The organism is Flavobacterium lindanitolerans (assembly GCF_002846575.1).
GTDB lineage: Bacteria > Bacteroidota > Bacteroidia > Flavobacteriales > Flavobacteriaceae > Flavobacterium > Flavobacterium lindanitolerans.
Genome location: NZ_PJND01000008.1, coordinates 25,181 through 45,398, shown reverse-complemented (window position 1 = coordinate 45,398; position 20,218 = coordinate 25,181). Strand labels below are relative to the sequence as shown.

The 20,218-nt window shown below is 38.7% G+C and carries 21 protein-coding genes; 5 read left to right on the top strand and 16 right to left on the bottom strand.

The window, feature by feature from the left end; translation table 11 throughout:
- The first annotated feature begins 30 nt into the window (after window positions 1-30).
- The 3 genes from B0G92_RS10070 (at window position 31) to B0G92_RS10060 (ending at window position 1,974) form a co-directional block, all read left to right on the top strand.
- Window positions 31-567 carry a hypothetical protein gene (locus tag B0G92_RS10070; protein WP_235498551.1) on the top strand — a complete coding sequence of 179 codons (537 nt, stop codon included), beginning with the start codon at window positions 31-33 and terminating at the stop codon, window positions 565-567.
- A gap of 98 nt (window positions 568-665) precedes the next feature.
- Window positions 666-1,331, top strand: a complete 666-nt coding sequence (locus B0G92_RS10065) for a sensor histidine kinase (protein WP_245867777.1) — start codon at window positions 666-668, stop codon at window positions 1,329-1,331.
- On the top strand, window positions 1,318-1,974 hold the full coding sequence (locus B0G92_RS10060; protein ID WP_101472099.1) for a response regulator transcription factor: 657 nt from the start codon (window positions 1,318-1,320) through the stop codon (window positions 1,972-1,974). The genes B0G92_RS10065 and B0G92_RS10060 overlap by 14 nt, the downstream gene beginning before the upstream one ends.
- 57 nt (window positions 1,975-2,031) lie before the next feature.
- Here B0G92_RS10060 and B0G92_RS10055 read toward each other — a convergent pair whose 3' ends face one another.
- The 5 genes from B0G92_RS10055 to panB form a co-directional block, all read right to left on the bottom strand.
- The gene (locus B0G92_RS10055) at window positions 2,032-2,832 is read right to left on the bottom strand and encodes a DUF2189 domain-containing protein (RefSeq protein WP_101472098.1); all 801 of its coding nucleotides are present in this window, start codon (window positions 2,830-2,832) and stop codon (window positions 2,032-2,034) included.
- A gap of 58 nt (window positions 2,833-2,890) precedes the next feature.
- Entirely contained in the window at window positions 2,891-4,216 is a 1,326-nt protein-coding gene (locus B0G92_RS10050; protein ID WP_101472097.1) for an aldehyde dehydrogenase, read from the bottom strand.
- An 11-nt stretch (window positions 4,217-4,227) separates the two neighbouring features.
- A complete protein-coding gene (locus tag B0G92_RS10045; RefSeq protein WP_101472096.1) occupies window positions 4,228-5,565 on the bottom strand; it encodes a hypothetical protein in 1,338 nt (445 codons plus the stop codon).
- An 87-nt stretch (window positions 5,566-5,652) separates the two neighbouring features.
- Window positions 5,653-6,342, bottom strand: a complete 690-nt coding sequence (locus B0G92_RS10040) for an RluA family pseudouridine synthase (protein WP_101472095.1) — start codon at window positions 6,340-6,342, stop codon at window positions 5,653-5,655.
- 55 nt (window positions 6,343-6,397) lie between these two features.
- The gene (panB, locus tag B0G92_RS10035) at window positions 6,398-7,216 is read right to left on the bottom strand and encodes a 3-methyl-2-oxobutanoate hydroxymethyltransferase (protein ID WP_056066593.1); all 819 of its coding nucleotides are present in this window, start codon (window positions 7,214-7,216) and stop codon (window positions 6,398-6,400) included.
- A gap of 110 nt (window positions 7,217-7,326) precedes the next feature.
- On the opposite strand from panB, the gene B0G92_RS10030 reads away from it, so the two are divergent.
- The gene (locus B0G92_RS10030) at window positions 7,327-7,788 is read left to right on the top strand and encodes a nuclear transport factor 2 family protein (RefSeq protein WP_143395018.1); all 462 of its coding nucleotides are present in this window, start codon (window positions 7,327-7,329) and stop codon (window positions 7,786-7,788) included.
- Window position 7,789: 1 nt separating this feature from the next.
- Here B0G92_RS10030 and B0G92_RS10025 read toward each other — a convergent pair whose 3' ends face one another.
- The 10 genes from B0G92_RS10025 to B0G92_RS09980 form a co-directional block, all read right to left on the bottom strand.
- The gene (locus B0G92_RS10025) at window positions 7,790-9,520 is read right to left on the bottom strand and encodes a sensor histidine kinase (protein WP_101472093.1); all 1,731 of its coding nucleotides are present in this window, start codon (window positions 9,518-9,520) and stop codon (window positions 7,790-7,792) included.
- A gap of 69 nt (window positions 9,521-9,589) precedes the next feature.
- A complete protein-coding gene (locus B0G92_RS10020; protein ID WP_101472092.1) occupies window positions 9,590-9,946 on the bottom strand; it encodes a four helix bundle protein in 357 nt (118 codons plus the stop codon).
- A gap of 58 nt (window positions 9,947-10,004) precedes the next feature.
- On the bottom strand, window positions 10,005-11,135 hold the full coding sequence (locus B0G92_RS10015) for a histidine kinase (protein WP_101472091.1): 1,131 nt from the start codon (window positions 11,133-11,135) through the stop codon (window positions 10,005-10,007).
- 18 nt (window positions 11,136-11,153) lie between these two features.
- On the bottom strand, window positions 11,154-12,239 hold the full coding sequence (locus B0G92_RS10010) for a porin (RefSeq protein WP_101472090.1): 1,086 nt from the start codon (window positions 12,237-12,239) through the stop codon (window positions 11,154-11,156).
- Window positions 12,240-12,241: 2 nt separating this feature from the next.
- Window positions 12,242-12,802, bottom strand: coding sequence for a K(+)-transporting ATPase subunit C (locus tag B0G92_RS10005; protein WP_101472089.1), 561 nt, complete (start codon window positions 12,800-12,802; stop codon window positions 12,242-12,244).
- A 12-nt stretch (window positions 12,803-12,814) separates the two neighbouring features.
- Entirely contained in the window at window positions 12,815-14,860 is a 2,046-nt protein-coding gene (gene kdpB / locus B0G92_RS10000) for a potassium-transporting ATPase subunit KdpB (RefSeq protein ID WP_101472088.1), read from the bottom strand.
- Window positions 14,861-14,877: 17 nt separating this feature from the next.
- A complete protein-coding gene (gene kdpA, locus B0G92_RS09995; protein ID WP_101472087.1) occupies window positions 14,878-16,566 on the bottom strand; it encodes a potassium-transporting ATPase subunit KdpA in 1,689 nt (562 codons plus the stop codon).
- Between the two features lie 3 nt (window positions 16,567-16,569).
- Window positions 16,570-16,647, bottom strand: coding sequence for a K(+)-transporting ATPase subunit F (kdpF, locus tag B0G92_RS09990; RefSeq protein ID WP_101472456.1), 78 nt, complete (start codon window positions 16,645-16,647; stop codon window positions 16,570-16,572).
- Window positions 16,648-16,731: 84 nt separating this feature from the next.
- A complete protein-coding gene (locus tag B0G92_RS09985) occupies window positions 16,732-17,013 on the bottom strand; it encodes a DUF7674 family protein (RefSeq protein ID WP_056066617.1) in 282 nt (93 codons plus the stop codon).
- 171 nt (window positions 17,014-17,184) lie between these two features.
- On the bottom strand, window positions 17,185-18,081 hold the full coding sequence (locus tag B0G92_RS09980; protein WP_101472086.1) for a winged helix-turn-helix domain-containing protein: 897 nt from the start codon (window positions 18,079-18,081) through the stop codon (window positions 17,185-17,187).
- 141 nt (window positions 18,082-18,222) lie between these two features.
- On the opposite strand from B0G92_RS09980, the gene B0G92_RS09975 reads away from it, so the two are divergent.
- Window positions 18,223-18,765, top strand: a complete 543-nt coding sequence (locus B0G92_RS09975; RefSeq protein ID WP_101472085.1) for a hypothetical protein — start codon at window positions 18,223-18,225, stop codon at window positions 18,763-18,765.
- Window positions 18,766-18,797: 32 nt separating this feature from the next.
- Here B0G92_RS09975 and B0G92_RS09970 read toward each other — a convergent pair whose 3' ends face one another.
- Window positions 18,798-20,150 carry a sigma-54-dependent transcriptional regulator gene (locus tag B0G92_RS09970; RefSeq protein ID WP_101472084.1) on the bottom strand — a complete coding sequence of 451 codons (1,353 nt, stop codon included), beginning with the start codon at window positions 20,148-20,150 and terminating at the stop codon, window positions 18,798-18,800.
- Between the last annotated feature and the right edge of the window lie 68 nt (window positions 20,151-20,218).

Sequence of the window (20,218 nt, the reverse complement as noted above, 5' to 3'; positions counted from 1 at the left end):
CCCGGTAATAAGGCTAAGTCCTTGCTAGGTATGATCTTTTTTTCTGTCCTGACGGAGTTTGTAGGCAGCAATCTCACCCGGTGGACCGGATGGATTAATTATGGTGTGTATAATTTTTATATGCTCGTTAGCCTTTCTTATTATCTACTTCTTTTAAAATACCTGTTAGTCCAACGCAGCCATAGAAGATTAGTCGATGTATTCCTGGCTGTTTTTATACTTTTTTATTTCGCTAATTTTATTTTCATCCAAAAAAATATTTCAGAAACATTTACCTATAGTTTTACATTGGGCGTGCTGTTTGTCTTGCTAATGTCCTGTCTGTATCTGGTTGAAATATTTAATTCAAAAAAAATATTGAATTTCAGTAAATCGGTTTTTTTTTGGTTTATCTTAGGCGTCCTGCTTCTTCACGTCCCTTATTTGCCTTTTATGCTGGCTATTAAGTGGTTCCTGATAGAAAGCAATGAAAGTGTTTACAGTCTTGTACTGTTCATTCTCAATGTCTTGATGTATGGTTGTTTTATAATTGGATTTATATGGAGCGAAAAGAAATACAATTACTAGTTATTTCATTAAGTATTGTCTTCTTTACCTTACTGGTGTTAATTTTGGTGCTCTTTTTCTATTTCCACAAGAAAAAAACCAATTTTTTGATTGAAAAAATGGAAGCCGATCTCCATTTTCAGTCAGAATTGGTGAAATCAAGGATAGAAATGAAGGACCAGACACTGACAGAAATCAGCAGGGAACTTCACGATAATATTGGTCAGATTTTGTCTGTTGCCATTATGCAGGTCAACATGTATATCCAAAATCAGAAAGCCATGACCAAGGAGGAACTTGACGACCTGAAAAACATTTTAGGAAAGTCGTTAGATGAAATCAGAACCCTATCAAGGATTATAAATAAGGATAATTTACTGGAATCCAATTTTTTAGAGGCCATACAGCTGGATTTGGACCGTATCCGGAAATTAAAAAGAATAGATTGTAATTTTAGCATAAATGGTGATTTTCCTGAAATAAACGTTGAACACGAACTGATTATATATCGGATTTTTCAGGAAGCGATTCTCAATATCTTAAAGCATTCCCACAGTGAGATTATTGATTTTCAAATAGACTGCCTGGACCATGACAATATTAAAATCAAGCTGATTGACCACGGAATCGGCTTTAATTCAAAGAAGAAAAGCAGCGGTTCGGGATTGAATAACATACATGTCAGGGCTAAGCTCATTGGAGCTTCTGTTTCCGTAACATCTGATAGTTCAGGAACTGTGGTACTGTTTACCTATCCTAAAAGAATTAATCATGAAAACGAATAGAAAAAATAAGGTTATCATCGTAGACGACCATTTGCTGTTTTCACAATCTTTGAAATTTCTGATTAATAGTTTCAGCGATTTTGAAGTCACACACAATTTTGGAAACGGCAAAGAGTTCATACAGTTTCTTCAGGAAGAGGAAAATCTGGACATAGAAGTTGATTTGATACTGCTAGATGTAAACATGCCCATTCTTGACGGATTGGCAACTATGGTCTGGCTAAAGGAAAACCGACCGGATTATAAAGCCATTGCACTTTCTGTTAATAATGAGGAAGATATCATCATACAAATGATTAAAAACGGAGCCAAAGGCTACCTGCTAAAAGACACAACGCCACAGATTTTTTATGATGCCTTGAAAACAGTCATAGATAAAGGATACTTTTTTACAGAAATGGTTTCCGGTATTTTGGTCAACAGAATCGATAATGAGGACAAAAAGCTGGAATTTAAGGAAAAAGAACTCGATTTTATTAAAAGGGCCTGCAGTGAGAAAACCTATAAGGAAATAGCAGATGAAATGTGCCTTAGCCCCAAAACAATAGATGGTTACAGGGAAAGTATTTTTGCCAAACTGGAAATAAAAACAAGAATCGGACTGGTTTTGTATGCGATTAAAAACAAAATCGTTTGTGTGTAAAACAAAAAAAGCTCCATCATTTGATGGAGCTTTTTTTGTTTATAGAGTATAAATCTTTTAATAATCTGATGACGAATTGCCTATTTCTTCCAGTTCATTTTTTTCGTCAATACCAATGACATTTGTATAAATCATGTATTGTACAGAAAAAACCAGGGGGATAGTGAAAAGGATACCAATACAGAAAGCAAAAACTCCTAAACCGGCCAGAATTACTGCGACAATCATGAGAGCCAATAACATAAAGAAATTTCTTGAAACCAGCATCAGGCTCGCCTGTATCGCTTCAATAGCTTTTAGGTTACCAAAAATAATCAGCGGGGTAGTGAATAGGGTCAATAAAATGATGATATAGCTAATAACTGACCCAAGAATTGTGTTTCCGGTTAATTCCAGGGCAGTACTGATACCGTTACTGCAAAATCCTATTAAAATACCAGCAATTATAATCTCTTTTAGGTATTCGCTTTTGTAATAATAGAAAAGCGTAGAAAAGTCAAAATCTTCTTTTGCGTCGGCATGGTGAGCAACCCGCAATATACCCGCATAAAATGGCTTAATAAGTGCGACAGCGATTGCACCCCCAACAAGAGCAACAATGATTCCGGCAGCAGAAAAATTCTGGATTTGAAAATCGGCAATATCCCGCCCAAAAGTACTCAACCCGATGAATATAGCGGCAAGACCCATTATTATTGCAAAGAATACGATGGAAAGAAGTAATACTCCGGCTCCGGCAATCCACACAATTTTCTGATAATTATTTAAGGCTTGAGAAAGAATTTCTCCAAATTCCAAAGGATAACCACGTTGCTTGATTTCTTCAATCTTTTCTTTAGTCGTAGTAATTTTTTGCATAAATAAGTTTGTCAATTATTGCGCGAAAGTAATCAATATTTTGGAATTATAAACTGAATCAGAGCCATTTCAATAGTTTTCGGATTACTTTCAGTTTATTTCCATAAGGGGCATAACGCAGCGGTATATCAAGCCATGTAGCTTTTTTTACGATAGCCTTCTGGTGTGAAAATGTATCGTAGCTTTTTTTACCGTGATAAGCGCCCATACCGCTGTTGCCAACACCGCCAAATGGCAGCCTTTTGTTTGAAAAGTGTACGACAGTATCGTTAATGCATCCGCCACCAAATGAAAATTTCCCGATAGCGCGTTCTGCAAAAGCTTTGTCATCTGTAAACACATATAACGACAGCGGTTTTTCATATTTTGAAATTATTTTTTCCAGGTCGCTTTCATTTTCATAAGAAATCAATGGAAGTAGTGGCCCAAAAATTTCATCTTTCATGATGGCACTGTCGAAAGAAGGTTCGTCAATAAGTGTTGGCGCAATGTAAAGACTTTCTTCATCGTGGATTCCTCCTGTGATTGTTTTTGCTTCATCTATCATTCCAACCAGTCTGAGGAAATGCTTTTTGTTTATGATTCGCGTAAAATCAGGTGAAAGCTTAGGGTCTTCGCCATAAGCATTTATAATTTCCTGTTGCAACAGGCGGATGAATTTTGTCTTGACTCCTTTGTGTATGATAAGATAATCAGGAGCAATACAGGTTTGTCCGGCATTGATAAATTTCCCCCAGACAATACGTTTTGCTGCGATTTGAAGATTGGCATTTTTGTCAATTATGCAGGGATTTTTACCGCCCAGTTCCAGAGTTACAGGCGTAAGATTCCCGGCTGCAGCTTTTGCAATTTCTTTTCCAACGGCCGGACTTCCTGTAAAAAAGATATAATCCCAACGTTTGGCCAGCTGGCTTTTGGCAATTTCTGCATCTCCTAAAACGGCCACGACTTCCTTAACATCAAAAGTTTCCCGTATGATTTTAGAAATTAAGCTTGATGTATGGGGTGTTAATTCAGAAGGTTTGAGAACAATGGAGTTACCAGCCGCATAGGCCGCAATTAACGGACAGATAGCCAGTTGGAAAGGATAATTCCAAGGAGAAATAATCAGTGTTTTTCCATAAGGTTCTGTATAGATATAATCAGAAGACGGAAAATTAAGAATAGATGCCCGGACTTTTTTAGGTTTAGCCCAGGCATGGATATTTTTTATGGTATCTTTCAGGTCAGATTGCACTACATTTATTTCAGTAAGATAGGCTTCAAAAGCCGGTTTTCCGAAGTCTTTATGCAGTGCCTCTATAATATCATTTTCATGAAGTGAAATGACATGAGAGAATTTTTTAAGCTTTTCTTTTCTTTGATTGATTTCTTGATGGTTCATAATTTTAAAAATTATTGCAATCCGAAACGGAATCCGAGGTAAAAATCTGCCTGTTCTCCGTCATTAATCAAGGCAGTAACCACTGAACTTGACCCTATAAAGAAACCTCCGGCTCTGAATCCCAATCCTGCTGTGAATCCTGAAATTTCATTTGACGCTAACGGAGCAAATACTTCAAAACTTTCTCTGGAATATCGTGGCGTAACCGAAATCACGTTTTGAGCCGTAACCTGGTCGTCTTTGTTATCCTTATTGAATTTTTGCTGTCCGAATACGGTAACGTAGAAATCAGGAATAATTTTTACGTCAGCATAAGCAGAAAAAACGGTTGGAAGTTTTACTTTAAAATCGCTGCCATTGGAAGTAGCAGTCAGATAACCACTCGAAAGCAGGATTTCTTCAATTTCCTTAAAGCTGCTTACGCTTTCAAATTGGTTCAGGTTGAGCGACTGTCCGGCAGGGATATTTAGTTCGTAATTGTTGTTACTGTTGTTATCGGATTTAAAAGTCATGCTTCCAATGTTGCGTACGGCTGCTCCGGCATTGATTTTATAGCCGTCATTATCGTCTTTCCATTGGTAGTTCACTCCCAAATCTGTAGCAAAGCCATTTAATTTTCCAAAAAGAGAACTGGTATAATTGCCAAAATCTGAAAAATCGTCTGCCAAATCTCCTGAATAAGAAATGTTCATTCTTGCTGAAGCATCTGTCATATTCACATTTCCAAGATTGTTTGTGATGGTTCCGGAGAATTTGTCAAGACCTAAATTCGCATAGGAGCCGGGAAAGAGGAGTTTTAAGGTTACACCCACACTCAACTTGTGTTCATCGGTTTCATATACATTTCTGGCAGCTCCAAAGGCCACTTCGCCCCAGGTGGTTCCGTTGGCGCGCTGGTTTTTATCACTTTGGATAGTTGAGGCACCAAAAATACTGTTCAGGGCTCCATTGGTAACGGCATCCCCAATTGTTGGGTCAACATCATTGAAATTTACTTTTCCATAAGCTTTAGTGCTGAATGAAAAAGCCCATTTTTCTATTTTCATTGCAAAGGCCGGGCCATATACTTCGCCATCAAAACGGAGGTCGACATCCTTGTTTCCTTCAAATAGCTTTTGTTCCAAATCATCACCGCTAACGAGGTCATCAAAACCCAATCGGTTATTGGAAAGGTTAAAACTCAAGGAAAATACCCCGACTTCATATTTTGTTTTCAGGTTGGCAAGTTCGGCGGGGTTTGTACTTGCATTTAATAATCCGCCTCTTCTGGAAGTGGTAATTCCGGAAAAATGGTCCTGAGCGAAAGCACTCGTGCCAATCAGTAGGCATAATAAGATTGGTAATTTCATAGGGAAGTTTTTTAAGTTAAATGTATAGATTTTTTGTATTGGGGATACTAAATTAACGTAAAAAAAGAATCTTTATTCTTAAAAATATCAGATTGCTTTCCAAATAGGGTCATTAGGAACGGGTGCGGTTATTTCTAATAATTCTTTGGTAACGGGATGGGTGAGGGTGAGTTTGCGGGCATGCAAATGAATGCCACCATCAACATTGCTTCTATCGGCACCATATTTCAGATCACCTTTGATTGGGCTTCCAATAGCCGCCAGTTGTGCCCGGATTTGGTGATGGCGTCCGGTATGCAAATTAATTTCCAGAGCGTAATAGTTATTGAGCTCGCGGATTATCGTGTAATCTAAGCTTGCTATTTTACTATCAGGAACTTCTTTGCTATGTGCTTTTGAAGTGTTGTTCTTCTCATTTCTTTTCAGATAATGAACCAGCTTTGCTGAAGCTTCTGCAGGCTTATTTTTGACAACGGCCCAGTATGTTTTTTGCGTTTCCCGGTTTTTAAACAAATCATTGAGCCTGGAAAGTGCTTTGGAAGTGCGGGCTAATACTACGATTCCGGTTGTAGGCCTGTCCAGACGATGGACAACACCCAGAAAAACTTCGCCCGGTTTATTGTATTTTTCCTTGATATATTCTTTTACTACATCGCTTAGGGGTTTGTCGCCTGTTTTATCTCCCTGAACGATGTCGCCTACACGTTTGTTGATGACAATAATATGATTGTCTTCGTGCAATACCTGAAGATTATTTTTTGTAGAAATGGTTTTCATTGTTTTTTGAAAATTAGATTTCGGCGACTTGGTAGTTCAAATAATCAAAAGACAATTAGTATTGTTCTTTTTCGCTAGGGAAATCGTGTGACTTCACGTCGGTAACATATTTTCCAATGGCATTGGTCATGTCGTCATATAAATTCATGTATCTTCTCAAAAATCTCGGGCTGAACTCATTGTTCATTCCAAGCATGTCATGGATTACCAAAACCTGCCCGTCAACGCCACCTCCGGCACCAATTCCAATTACAGGGATGGTAATGCTTTGTGCTACTTTTTCAGCCAATTTTGCAGGAATCTTTTCCAATACCAATGCAAAACAGCCAAGTTTTTCAAGTAATTTGGCATCTTCCAATAATTTTTCGGCTTCGGCATCTTCTTTGGCACGAACCGTATAAGTTCCGAATTTATATATAGATTGTGGTGTGAGCCCCAAATGTCCCATAACAGGAATACCGGCATTGAGGATTTTTTTGATGGAATCTTTGATTTCGCTTCCGCCTTCTAATTTTACGGCATGGGCACCACTTTCTTTCATGATTCTGATAGAGGAACGTAAGGCTTCTTTAGGGTCAGACTGATAGCTCCCAAAAGGCAAATCCACTACAATTAAAGCGCGTGATGCTGCCCTGACAACGCTGGAAGCGTGATAAATCATTTGGTCAAGGGTAATTGGCAGGGTAGTTTCATGACCCGCCATTACATTTGAGGCAGAATCGCCAACCAGAATTACATCAACTCCGGCAGTGTCGACAATTTTTGCCATAGTGAAATCATAGGATGTGAGCATTGAAATTTTTTCGCCATTGGCTTTCATTTCAATCAGCGATTTGGTAGTGATTCTCTTATAATCTTTTTTTGCAACAGACATAGTGTAGGAATTAGAAGATGTAAATGTACAAATTGCTTTATTTACCATTGCCACACAACCTAATAATTTTTTATGCTAAATTTATATCCTAATAACCAAACATGACCATAATGCGAAAATTAGTACTATTCGTTTTCTTTATTTCCTTAGTTTCTTTTGTTTCCTTAGTTTCCTTTCAGCCATTAATGGGACAGGAAGCTGAAATCCGCGAATCGATACAAACTTTTTTTGAAGGTATACATTCCAGAGATAGCCTGAAAATTAACTCTGTGAGTGATGAAGACCTGATGTTACAGACGGTAGTGCAAAGTCCGAGAAGAAACAAGCTTGTAGTCACAAAAGCGGCTGATTTTAAAAGATATGTTGCCACGGTTCCTAAGGAAACCAAATTTGAAGAACGGTTGCTTTCCTTTACTATTAAAGTTGATGGTGGAATGGCTCACGCCTGGATACCTTTTGAATTTTACATCAATGGAGAGTTAACCCATAAAGGCGTCAACTCCATTCAACTGATTAAGAAGGAAAACCTATGGAAAATCATTTACTATGGAGACAGTAAAATCAAGATTTGAGTTAATCATTGCTGATTTTGAGCGTAACGACAAATTCACTTCCGAATCCTAAGTTACTCTCAACGGAAATTGTACCGCCTTGCGCTTCTATTAACTCCTTGCTGATGGCGAGTCCGAGGCCGGTTCCCTCTTTCTCCGAACCCGGAATCCGGAAATATTTATCAAAGATTTTGTTTTTGTACTGTGGAGAAATGCCTATTCCGTTGTCTTTGACAGTTATCATCAGCGTATTTTCTTTGGCTTCTGCGGCAATGAAAATGGTTGAGTTTTCATACGAATAGCGGATAGCATTTGAAATGAGGTTCGTAATGACCCAGGTTGTTTTTTCCTGGTCGGCTTTTATTTCAGGCAACAATTCGGGAACAGTCAGGTTAAGGCTAATCTTTTTTTGTTCTGCCAGTATTTTTGTAGCTTCTACTGCATTAGAAATGATTACATCGGGATTACAGTTTTCTATTTTGAGTTGTGTTTTTCCGGTTTCTACCTGGGTGATGTCCAGCAGTTCTCCTGTAGTACGGAGTAATCTTTTAGCATCGTCCTTAATACTTGAAACCAATTGTTTCTGCTCATCGTTTAAATTACCGACACTGCTGTTTTCCAACAATTGCAGGCTCATTTTCATTGAAGCGATTGGTGTTTTGAATTCATGCGAAACCATGGCTATGAAGTTGGTTTTGGCAAAATCCAATTCTTTATAGGCTGTGACGTTGCGCAGTATAATAAATGAACCAATATGTTTTTTTTCTTCTTCGCCTGTTGGAAGAACAAGTATAGGTACTATTTGTTTTTCGAAGTAACTTTCTTTATTATCTGCATAGATTTTAAGTGTTTGCTGTGACTTTTCGATGTTTTCATCCATAAGATGCTGTAATAGTGAACGGACAAGGTCGTTAGAAACAGCAACTTCGGTAGCAGCTTTACCAATAATATTCTCTGCTTTTAGTCCCGAAATTTTTAAGGCTTCTTCATTGGCAAACAGAATAAGGTTTTTGTCATCAAGTCCAATAACTGGGTCTTGCATATTGTTGATTAGCGTTTCAACCCGTTTTTTCTCCATCATGAGTCTGGCAAGGTTACTGTCACTATATTCCTGAAGCTTTTCTGCCATTGTATTGAATGACCTGGCCAGATTTCCAAATTCGTCATGCGTTTCAAAATTGACCCGCTGCGAATAGTTTTTTGCAGCAATCTGACGAATACTTTCGGTGAGGTCTTTTATAGGATTTGCAATATCGCTTGGCAAGTTGACCAACAGGATTAAGGCAATCAAAAAACAGGTAAGTCCGGTAATCGAAATCCAGAGTATGGCACTTTCTGTTGTTTTTTGTGCTACAATACTTTTCCTTTGGATAGCATCCATGTTGATTTTCATGATATCGTTAAGGTCTTTCCGAATCTGAAGCAGGATAGATGGTTCTTCAGGTCTTGATTGCCATGTTTTTACATCTTCTGTTAAATTTTGGGTAAGTTCTTTTTCGCCTATTTCAGTGATGTTTTTGCCTTGCAATTCCAGAAAGTGATTAAAATTTTCGAAAGATTGTTTTTCACCTTCAATCTTGTCGAGCTCTTTCATCATGTTCCGGGAATAGTCTAAGGAATTGTAATTGGCAACAAGAATATTTTCAGTATCACCGGCAATGGCATGCACTTGTCTTACTGCCAGAGCAGTTAGCAATATGATGAGTAAGAAAAGAATCCCGAGGCCTAGTCTTAATTTTGTTTTTATACGCACGGTTTTATAGTTTTTAGTGAATAGTTTATAGTTGATAGTGTATAGTTGTTAGTCTAAGGTCTTTCATCTTTAATCTGGGTTTGTCCGGGATGTTTTTACAATTGAGGTTAGTATTTTGATGAGTTCGATACTGTCTGAGTGAACGGATTGGTATTCTTTTTCGGACAGGTAGTTTGTTTCAAAAAGCAAACGTAGCCAATATTCGGTTTCCTGGGCTTCTTTTAGTGATATGTTCATCTTGCTGCTAAAGTCTTTTTTTGAAGGAGCCTGCAAAGCCTCACAAATATTTGCTCCAATTGAAGTTCCGCTTCTAACCAATTGTTTTGACAGTATAAATTCTTTTTTATTTTCTGAAATATGTTGGTATAACCTCACAATTCTTACGGCAAATACAAACGATTTGTCCTTAACAATACTATTTTTCATAATCTTTTTTTTTATGGCTTAAACTAACTATACACTATCAACTATCCACTAAAAACTATCAACTCAAAATAATCAGGTCAATTTCACTCGAAGATAGCTTATTTAATAATTGTTTGAAAGCACTTGTAGAAAGAATAATTTTCATCAGGTTCATTTTTGGTTTTCCTATGCATACCGTAGTAATACCTTTGCTTTCAGCCTGTTCTATAATGGCTTTGGCAATCCGGGTATGTTCAATTTTGATGACTTCGGCACCCAGTTCTGTAGCCAGTTTAAAATTATTGATTAGATGTCTTTGTTTGTCTAATGCAATCCGGTCTGCACTTTCATGTGGAAGCTGTACATATAAGACATACCATTTGCTGCTGTTGTAATAATTAGCCAGACGTGCGGTTTTGCGGATAACCTTTTTTGCGGTGGCTTCGTTACTGCTAATACAAGCCATGAATTTTTCATGACGGGTGTTTTTGCTTTTAGGAACTTCAATTTCGACTTTTCGTTCGACCTGGCTGGCCACTTCTTTTAAGGCCAATTCTCTTAATTGCAGTATGTGCTCGCTCTTGAAAAAATTCTTAAGTGCCATTTCTATTTTTTCAGCCTTATAGATTTTTCCTTCTTTTAGCCTTGTAATCAGTTCGTCAGCCGTAAGGTCTATGTTTACGACTTCATCCGCCTGTGCCAAAACACTGTCAGGAATTCGTTCTTTGACTTCAATTCCTGTGATGTGTTTTATTTCTTCATTCAGGCTTTCAATATGCTGGATATTCACTGCACTGATTACATTGATTCCGACTTCTAAGATTTCAAAGACGTCCTGCCAGCGTTTTTCATTTTTGCTTCCCTCGATGTTAGTATGGGCCAGTTCGTCAACGATTACTACTTCCGGACGAAGGCTGATGATGGCCTGAACATCCATTTCTTCCAGTTCTTTGCCTTTGTAGAACAAATAACGTCTTGGAATTACAGGAAGTCCTTCCAAAAGATCGTGTGTTTCTTTGCGATTGTGTGTTTCTATAAAACCTATTTTGACATCGATTCCATTTTTTAGGAGGGAATGGGCTTCCTGAAGCATGCGAAAAGTTTTACCTACACCGGCACTCATGCCGATGTAGATTTTAAACTTTCCTCTCCTTGATTTTTGAATCAGGTTTAAAAAATGCTGTACGCTATCTTCTCTTTTGCTTTCCAAAATAAACAGGCTTAGGTTTTAGAATGATATGGCGAGCGAAGTTGCCGCTGAAAAGTTTTGTTTGGTGGGATTACCATTTTCAGTAAAAATTTCATCCTTGCTGTTCAGATTTCTGGCTTCGATTCTCCATACAACATTGTCATAGATGTTGTAATCGAAGTTGACAGAATAGCCAAAGGTTTTAAATCCGTTTGGTGTTTCTGTTGCAATAATGACCCCATTTTTGTCTGCATAATATTCTCCTCGTGCTGCAATATGGATTTTGTCGGAAACTTTATATCTGGCAATCAGAATAGGAGAGTACCATGAATTATAACTGTTGCTTCCTTTTTCCTTTTGTTCAGCACCGAGGTCAAAACCGGCAGTTAGTCCCCATTTTTCATTTAACTGAAAAACACCGTATAAATTGTGAAAATAACGCATCCTTTTATCAGTATCGGGTTTGTCGTTTCCAATGAAAGAACTGCTGTTCAATAGGATAGCCGCGTTTGGTTTATAGGTTAGTTGATGTCCAAAAGCCAATGTTTTATTACCGTCAACCCGTTTGATTCTTTGCCATCCGTTTAAAAGGAGTCCGCTCACAAACCATTTCCCATTGTCTGTAGTATAGGATAGTTTTGCGCCACTTTCATAATAAGGCGAATTGTCTGCCTGGATGCTACGTGTCAATGCCCAGCAATCTTTACTGATGGCACTTTCAAAACCAATGTGTGAGGCAAAAATCCCGGCATCAATCCAAAGATTTTTGGTTTTTGAGAGTTTTACACCGGCATTAGCTTCATAAATGTTTTTCATAATGCCTTCTTCGGTAGCAAGATTGGCATTGCCATAAGTTCCTGCCATGATTGCCAGGTTAGCCCTGACGTTTCCTTTTTCATAGTTGGCTTTGACAAATCCAAGATTTAAAGAAACTTCATTATGCCTGTTATGGGAATATACGAAACCAGGTCTGGTATTGTTTTCAGGCACTCCGAAATCGTATAGGTAATAGATTTCGGCATAGCCTGATATTTTTAGTGGTGATTCAGGAGTTTTTATAGTGTCTTTCTGTGCCTGTGCAAGAGAGACCATTGCGATAAAAGCTGCAGTAGCTAATTTTTTCATTGTTATTTGAGTTTATCGAGAGCGAGGTTTAGTTGTAATACGTTAATTTTTTCCGGTCCGAACAGTCCTAAAAGCGGCTTTTCAGTATTTTGGGCAATAAGGTCTTCCAACTTTTTTTCTTCAATGTTTCTTGCTTTTGCAATACGCTTGATTTGGACTTTTGCACCTTGTACGGAGATATTTGGGTCTAATCCGCTACCGCTGGCTGTGACCATATCAGCCGGAATTTCATTAGCTTTGATTTCCGGATTCTGGATTAGGAAAGTGTCAATCCTTTTTTGGACTTCGGCCAGATATTCCGGATTGCCTGGTCCTTTGTTGCTTCCTCCTGAACCTGCTGCATTATAGTTTACGACAGAAGGTCTTGAGTTAAAATAACGGGCATCAGTAAAAGATTGGCCTATATTGCTATAGAATTTTTTTCCATTGCTTTCCGTCATGATTCCCTTTCCTTGGTTGGGAGCCATTTGTGCTATTCCAAGAATAAACAGTGTATAGAGTCCGGCAAAAAAGACAAGTGTAACCAGTGTTAACTTTACTCCAATCCATAAATAATTTTTCATTTTGCTATTAGTTTAGATGAATAATGTAACTATCATGTCGATGATTTTTATTCCGATAAAAGGAACAATGATACCGCCTAATCCATAAAACAATAAGTTTCGTCTTAATAGGGCAGAAGCTCCGATAGGTTTATAAGTGACTCCTTTTAAAGCCAGCGGAATCAAAAACGGAATCACAACTGCATTAAAGATAACTGCCGATAGGATAGCGCTTTCCGGGCTATGCAGGTGCATGATATTTAAACCTTTCAGCGCAGGAATTGCGGTGATGAACAGGGCAGGAATGATGGCAAAATACTTGGCAACGTCATTCGCGATACTAAAAGTGGTCAATGTTCCGCGTGTCATTAATAATTGTTTTCCGATTTCTACAATTTCTATCAGTTTTGTAGGGTCGTTATCCAAATCCACCATATTTCCGGCCTCTTTGGCAGCCTGTGTTCCGCTGTTCATGGCAACGCCCACATCGGCCTGGGCAAGAGCGGGAGCATCATTTGTCCCGTCACCCATCATGGCAACCAGTTTCCCTTTGATTTGCTCATTTTTGATGTAATTCATCTTGTCTTCGGGTTTGGCTTCCGCAATAAAATCATCCACACCGGCTTTTTCGGCAATAAATTTGGCTGTTAATGGGTTGTCACCTGTAACCATTACGGTTTTGACACCCATTCTGCGCAGCCTTTCAAAACGTTCCTGTATTCCGGGTTTGATAATATCCTGTAATTCGATTACTCCTAAAACCTTATCATTTTCAGAAACCACCAGAGGCGTACCCCCGTTGCTGGAAATCTCAGTAACTCTATCAGATGTGTCATTTGGAAAAGTATTTCCTGCTTTTTCACTTAATTTTCGGATAGCGTCATAAGCCCCTTTTCGGATTCTGGTACCATCCGGAAGTGTGACACCGCTGCTGCGTGTTTCTGCCGTAAATTTTATCAGCGTGGCACCTTCTATAGAAAGGTTTTTTGTAGCCTCTTTTCCTGCCAATTCGATGATTGATTTGCCTTCCGGTGTTTCGTCAGCTAAGGACGATAGAATACTGGCCTTTATAAATTCCTGTTCGGATATGCCAGCGGTAGGATAAAATTGCGTTGCTTTTCTATTTCCAATTGTAATCGTTCCTGTTTTGTCTAACAGCAATACATCAATATCACCCGCAGTTTCTACCGCTTTACCTGATTTTGTAATGACATTGGCACGCAAGGCGCGGTCCATTCCGGCAATACCAATGGCAGATAACAATCCACCAATAGTTGTTGGAATCAAGCAGACGAATAAAGAAATAAAAGAAGCGATGGTTATAGTGATATTGGCATAATCAGCAAACGGTTTTAAAGTCGTACAGACAATAATAAAAACTAAGGTAAAGCCTGCTAATAAAATAGTCAGTGCGATTTCATTAGGTGTTTTTTGTCTTGATGCACCTTCAACCAATGCAATCATTTTGTCCAGGAAGCTCTCGCCGGGTTCAGTTGTCACCCGAACTTTAATCTTATCTGATAAGACTTTTGTACCGCCTGTTACGGAACTTTTATCTCCGCCCGCTTCGCGAATTACCGGAGCACTTTCACCGGTTATGGCGCTTTCGTCAATAGTTGCCAAACCTTCAATGATTTCTCCGTCGGTTGGAATAGTATCGCCGGCTTCACAGATAAAGATATCGCCTTTAACCAGGCTGGAGGAAGGAACAATCTGAAGTTCGTCTACATACATTTCTCCAACCGGAAATATTTTTTTGGCAGGTGTTTCTTCTCTTGTTTTTCGAAGACTGTCCGCCTGGGCTTTACCTCTTGCTTCCGCAATGGCTTCCGCAAAATTGGCAAACAATAATGTGAATAGTAAAATTATAAAGACGGTAAGGTTGTACACAAAACTACCTTGTGATTCTTCACCGGTCAATATCCACAAACAAACGCATAGCATGACTACTGTTCCGATTTCAACCGTAAACATAATCGGATTGCGGAACAGGGTTGCAGGATTGAGTTTCAGGAAAGACTGTACGAATGCTTCTTTGAGCAATTCTTTCTGAAACAGTGATTTATTTTGAGTTTTCATTTTTGAAAATCATTTGATTAATAAAGCGTGAAATATTCTGCTATAGGTCCTAAAGTGAGGGAAGGGAAGAAGGAAAGCGCTGCAATGATGAAAATAACAGCAAATACCATTAATCCGAAAGTTGAAGTATCTGTTTTTAAAGTTCCCGCACTTTCCGGAATGTGTTTTTTTGAAGCGAGGATTCCGGCAATTGCCACAGGACCTATTATGGGAAGGAATCTGGAAAGCAGCAATACGATTCCTGTTGTAATATTCCACCACGGATTATTATCGCCCAAACCTTCAAAACCACTTCCGTTATTGGCCGCAGATGAGGTGAATTCGTATAAGATTTCACTAAATCCATGAAATCCCGGATTGTTCAATGTGCTGGCACCTTGTTCCGGAAATGCTGTTGAAAGCGCAACTCCAACCAATATTAAGAAAGGATGCAGTAAGGCAATAATCATGGCGATTTTCATTTCGCGGGCTTCGATTTTCTTACCCAGAAATTCAGGAGTTCTGCCTACCATGAGTCCGCTTATAAAAACAGCAAGGATAATAAAAATGTAAAAGTTTAATATCCCTACACCACATCCTCCATAAAAGCAGTTAATCATCATGGCAAGTAACTGGTTCATTCCGGATAGAGGCATGGCGCTGTCGTGCATTGAATTGACAGAACCTGTTGAGATAACGGTTGTAGCAATGCTCCAATATCCGGATGCGGCAGCTCCAAACCGCACTTCTTTACCTTCGGTAGCGCCAGAGGTTGTATCAATTCCCATTTGCGCTATGGCAGGGTTTCCATTCATTTCTGTAATTACGGTTGGAATAGTCAACGCAAGGAATCCGACTGTCATTACACCAAAAATCATCCAGGATAGTTTTCTTCTGTTTAAGAAAAACCCTAAAGCAAATACCATGGCAAATGGAATAATCATCTGGGCAATCATTTCTACAATGTTGGTCAGGTAATTAGGGTTTTCAAGTGGATGGGCTGAATTGGTACCGAAAAATCCTCCGCCATTTGTCCCCACATGTTTTATGGCGGTGAATGCTGCAGCTGGTCCGGTTGATACTTCAACAGAATCCCCCTGAAGGGTTGTCATTGCCTGTTTCCCTTCAAACGTCATTGGAGTTCCGTTAAAAAGCAAAATAGTTGCTACGATTACGGAAATAGGCAAAAGAATACGGGTACAGGATTTGATAAAGTAATTGTAAAAATTACCCAGCGTTTCCGTTGTTCTTTCTTTTAATGCATTGAAAAGTACAGCAGCTGCAGCCAATCCGATTCCCGCAGAAACGAATTGAAGGAACATTAAAAACAACTGACTTAAATAACTGACTCCGGTTTCTCCGGAATAATGCTGCAGGTTGCAGTTTACTAAAAAGGAAATAATGGTGTTGAAAGCCAGGTCAGGCGTCATGTTGGGATTGTTATCCGGATTCAACGGCAACCAACCTTGACAGAGAAGCACAATCATTCCTAAAACAAACCAGACCACATTAATGGCAACCAGTGCAACCATGTGCTGTTTCCAGTTCATTTCTTTTTTAGAATCGATACCGCTTATTTTATAAAATAGTTTTTCAATGGGCTGAAAAACTGGGTCCAAAAAAGTTTTTTGCCCTAAATATACTTTTGAAATGTATTTTCCTAACGGTATTGCCAGAAGCAGTGTCAGGACAAACATGGCTATAATTCCTGTAATTTCGGTATTCATGGTTTAAAATTTTTCAGGTTTAAGTAAGACGTAAACGATGTAGGCAAAAACAGCCAGAGCAATAATTAATAAGGCTATCATAATTTTAGATTTTATCGAAATAGTAGATGGAAACATAGAAAAGGGCAAAGCAGAGCAGCCCTGTGATGGTGAGAATGGCAACTATCATACTCCGGAAGCATTAATTTGTTTGACGTATTCTTTGTGAAGCGCAATTGGGAGCAGTCTCGATGTTTCCAACCTGTTTATTTCCATATAATGCGATACGGAAAACAGATAGACATTGGTGATTGCGTTTTTCATTTCGTTATTGCCCTTGATGAGCAATTCCTCGGCAAGTGCAAGGCATCTTTTAGTACGTGCCATTTTACCGAGCTGGAGGCTGCTGATGGTTATTTCGGCAAGGCGCTCCATTTTTTTGATTAGGCTATCATTGAAATTTCTCATAATGATTAAGATATTTTTGATGCCTAATGCCAAATTCAGAACCAATTTTTGGATAAACTGTGTAAACCCTTTAGTATCTAGGAATTATATTTTTTTGGACTGTAACCAAAAAGAAAAACCCTATCAAAACGATAGGGTTGGTACTTTCAAAACGATAGGTATTTAATTTCTTTAAGAGGTAATCTCAAGTTTATACCCTTTGCCGCGTATAACAACTATATTGATGTTGGAGTCCAATTCCAATTTTTTTCTAAGTTTTGAAATGAACATATCCAGACTGCGCCCTACAATAACACCTTCGTCTTCCCATATTTCTTTTTGCAAACGACTTCTTTCTATAGTTTCATTGGGTGACAATGCGAAAATAAGCAGTAGACGGGTTTCTGTTCCTGTTAAGTCTATTGTCTTTTCGGTTGTTATCAGTTTCCGATTCTTAGCATCGAACAAAACCGAACCTAAAGTGAAGGTGTCGGTATCCTTACTGTCCGGTAATGTTTTTCGCTTTCGGGTTGTACCAGATTTTAAAAAAAGAAAACCAACCAATGCTAAAAACGGCAGGCCGGCCAAAAGATACCCATTCTTTGCTGTATTTATACCTGTTGGTTTGAATTTAATGTTGATTATGTAACATGCTTTGGGTTGTATTCTGCCTATACAGGGTATGTTGTCCTCTTTTCTGTTTTTGGATATGGCATATCCATAAGCTACATCGGAATTACCACAGTTTATGACATTAACAACATAATCGGATGTCAAAGGGTCATTAGCCAACAAACGCCGTGTTGTATTCGCCAGGGAGTCCGGTTGAAAACTAAATTCCTTTTCGAAACTAATCTGGTATTCATTTTCTGAAATCTTTTTTACCGGAAGAACTCTCGATACACTGTCTCCGGATTGTAAAAGTAGTTCATGTCCGATTTTGCGAAGCAAAACTTCCCTTCTGGCGATATCAAAATCGTCCTTATCCGCCATGCTGAAAGCTGCGAAGATTACTGAAATAAACGAAAGTAATATTAATCCAAACAGATACTTACGTTTCCCGGAGAAGAGATTTCGGCTATCAGACATATTATTTACGATTTATTTACAAAGGTTACATTTTAATTTACAATCTAACTCCCTCAAACCCAAAAATAACAAAGTAGTTTCGCTGAAACAATTTCAATAGGATATGAAAAATAAAAGAATGCTAATTAAAATTACAAAAAAATGAGAAAAGTTATTTATGCGCTGATTTTACCCCTGGTTGTGGTATGCGGGTTCGTATTTGCTAATTGCGAAATCAAAAATGAAACTTCTAAAAAAACAGCTTCAAAGCTACTTACTGCTGCTGAAGCGAAAGCCGAAAGGAAAAAATGGGAAGCTTCCCCAGATGGTATACAATACAAAAAATGGGAAACGTCGCCCGAAGGAAAAAAAGTGCTTGCCAGTGCTGCTAAGATAAGAAGCCATATAAGTTATTCCGCCAATATGGAAGCTATTATAACCTCTCTTTCGCTTCCGCCAGGCTCCCGATTAGGCTTTGGAGTGATGGCCGGGATTAATGACGATTATTACATTCTCAGTTTTGGGTTGGAAAAGTCTAATGAATTTCAACAATTGCGCAGCCTGAAAGCTAACGGCAAAATAACTATAAGAAGCAATTTTGTGTCATACGCACCTAAGTATGACTATCCAATTGTATCGGTCGACTATGTAGAACAAGATGGTAAAATAATTTACAAACGTGCCCCTCGCAAAGACGGCTGCTAATTAAATGGAGCATACCTTGCCTGTAATATAATTTAGCTGATTTTGTATTCTTCCAGCTTTCTGTATAGTGTTGTCAAAGCAATATTCAGCAGTTTTGCGGTTTCGGTTTTGTTATGGTTCGTATAGTTCAATACTTTCTGGATATGGATTTTTTCGGCAGAAGCCAGAGAAAAAGCAGACAATAGAGGAGATTCTCCGGAAGTATTGGCTATTTTTAATTGCTGTATTTCCATAGGAAGGCAATCGGTTGTCAGAATGGCTTCTGTTTCCAGAATAACGCTGCGTTCCAATACATTTTTTAGTTCACGGATATTTCCCGGCCAGGTATGCAATTTTAGTAACTGCACAAATTCATCAGATAGTGCCTTGATTTTTTTATTGGTTTTCAGTGAAAAGAAATTCAGAAAATGTTTGGCAAGCGGTTCAATATCAGTAACGCGTTCCCGCAAGGCAGGCAATTGGATTTGGAATACGGAAAGACGGTAGAACAAATCTTGCCTGAAATGCCCTGATTCTATTTCCTTAGGCAAATCTCTATTGGTAGCGGCTATAATCCGTACGTCAACTTTGGTAGGTTTGTTTTCACCTACTTTCAGGAATTCGCCATTTTCAATGACACGTAACAGTTTTGCCTGAAGGTCGAGGGCCATTTCGCCAACTTCATCTAAAAATATGGTTCCGCCATTGGCTTCCTCAAACAGCCCTTTTTTGTCTTTTGTAGCTCCTGTAAAAGAGCCTGCCAGATGACCGAACATTTCGCTTTCGAGCAAATCATGACTAAAAGCTGAACAGTTTATGGCCACAAAATTCTGATGTTTTCTTGAACTTGATTGATGGATAGCAGCTGCAAATACTTCTTTTCCTGTACCGGTTTCTCCTGTTAGCAGCACAGTAGTATCTGTAGGTGCGACTTTTTTAGCCAGATTGATGGATTGCAATAAAGGTTTGGAATCGCCTATAATTCCGTCAAACGAAAGCTTATCTTCGAGTTTGGCTTCTAACTGGGCAATACGTTTTGTCAGGTTTGCCTTTTCAATAGCCCGATGAAGCAGCGGGATAATTTTATTATTATCATCACCTTTTACGATATAATCAAAAGCGCCATTTTTTATAGCTTGCACACCATCAGGAATGTTTCCGTAGGCGGTAAGCAGAATCACTTCGGTTTGCGGTGATTTTTCTTTTATAGCTAGGGTCAGGTCAACACCATTTCCATCGGGAAGCTTGACATCGCAAAGCACAACATCAAAAGCATGCTGTTCTATCTTTTTTAGTCCGGATTTGCAGTCGCCGGCTTCAATGACTTCAAAACCTTCAAGACCGATAATCCGGGCCATGAGGCTTCTTAGTTTTTCTTCGTCGTCAATGATGAGAATTTTTTTCAAGCGAAAAAGGGAATAAGAGTTTAAGCAAAATTAGTGTTTTGCGGAATTGGTTTTGCAATAGGGTATAA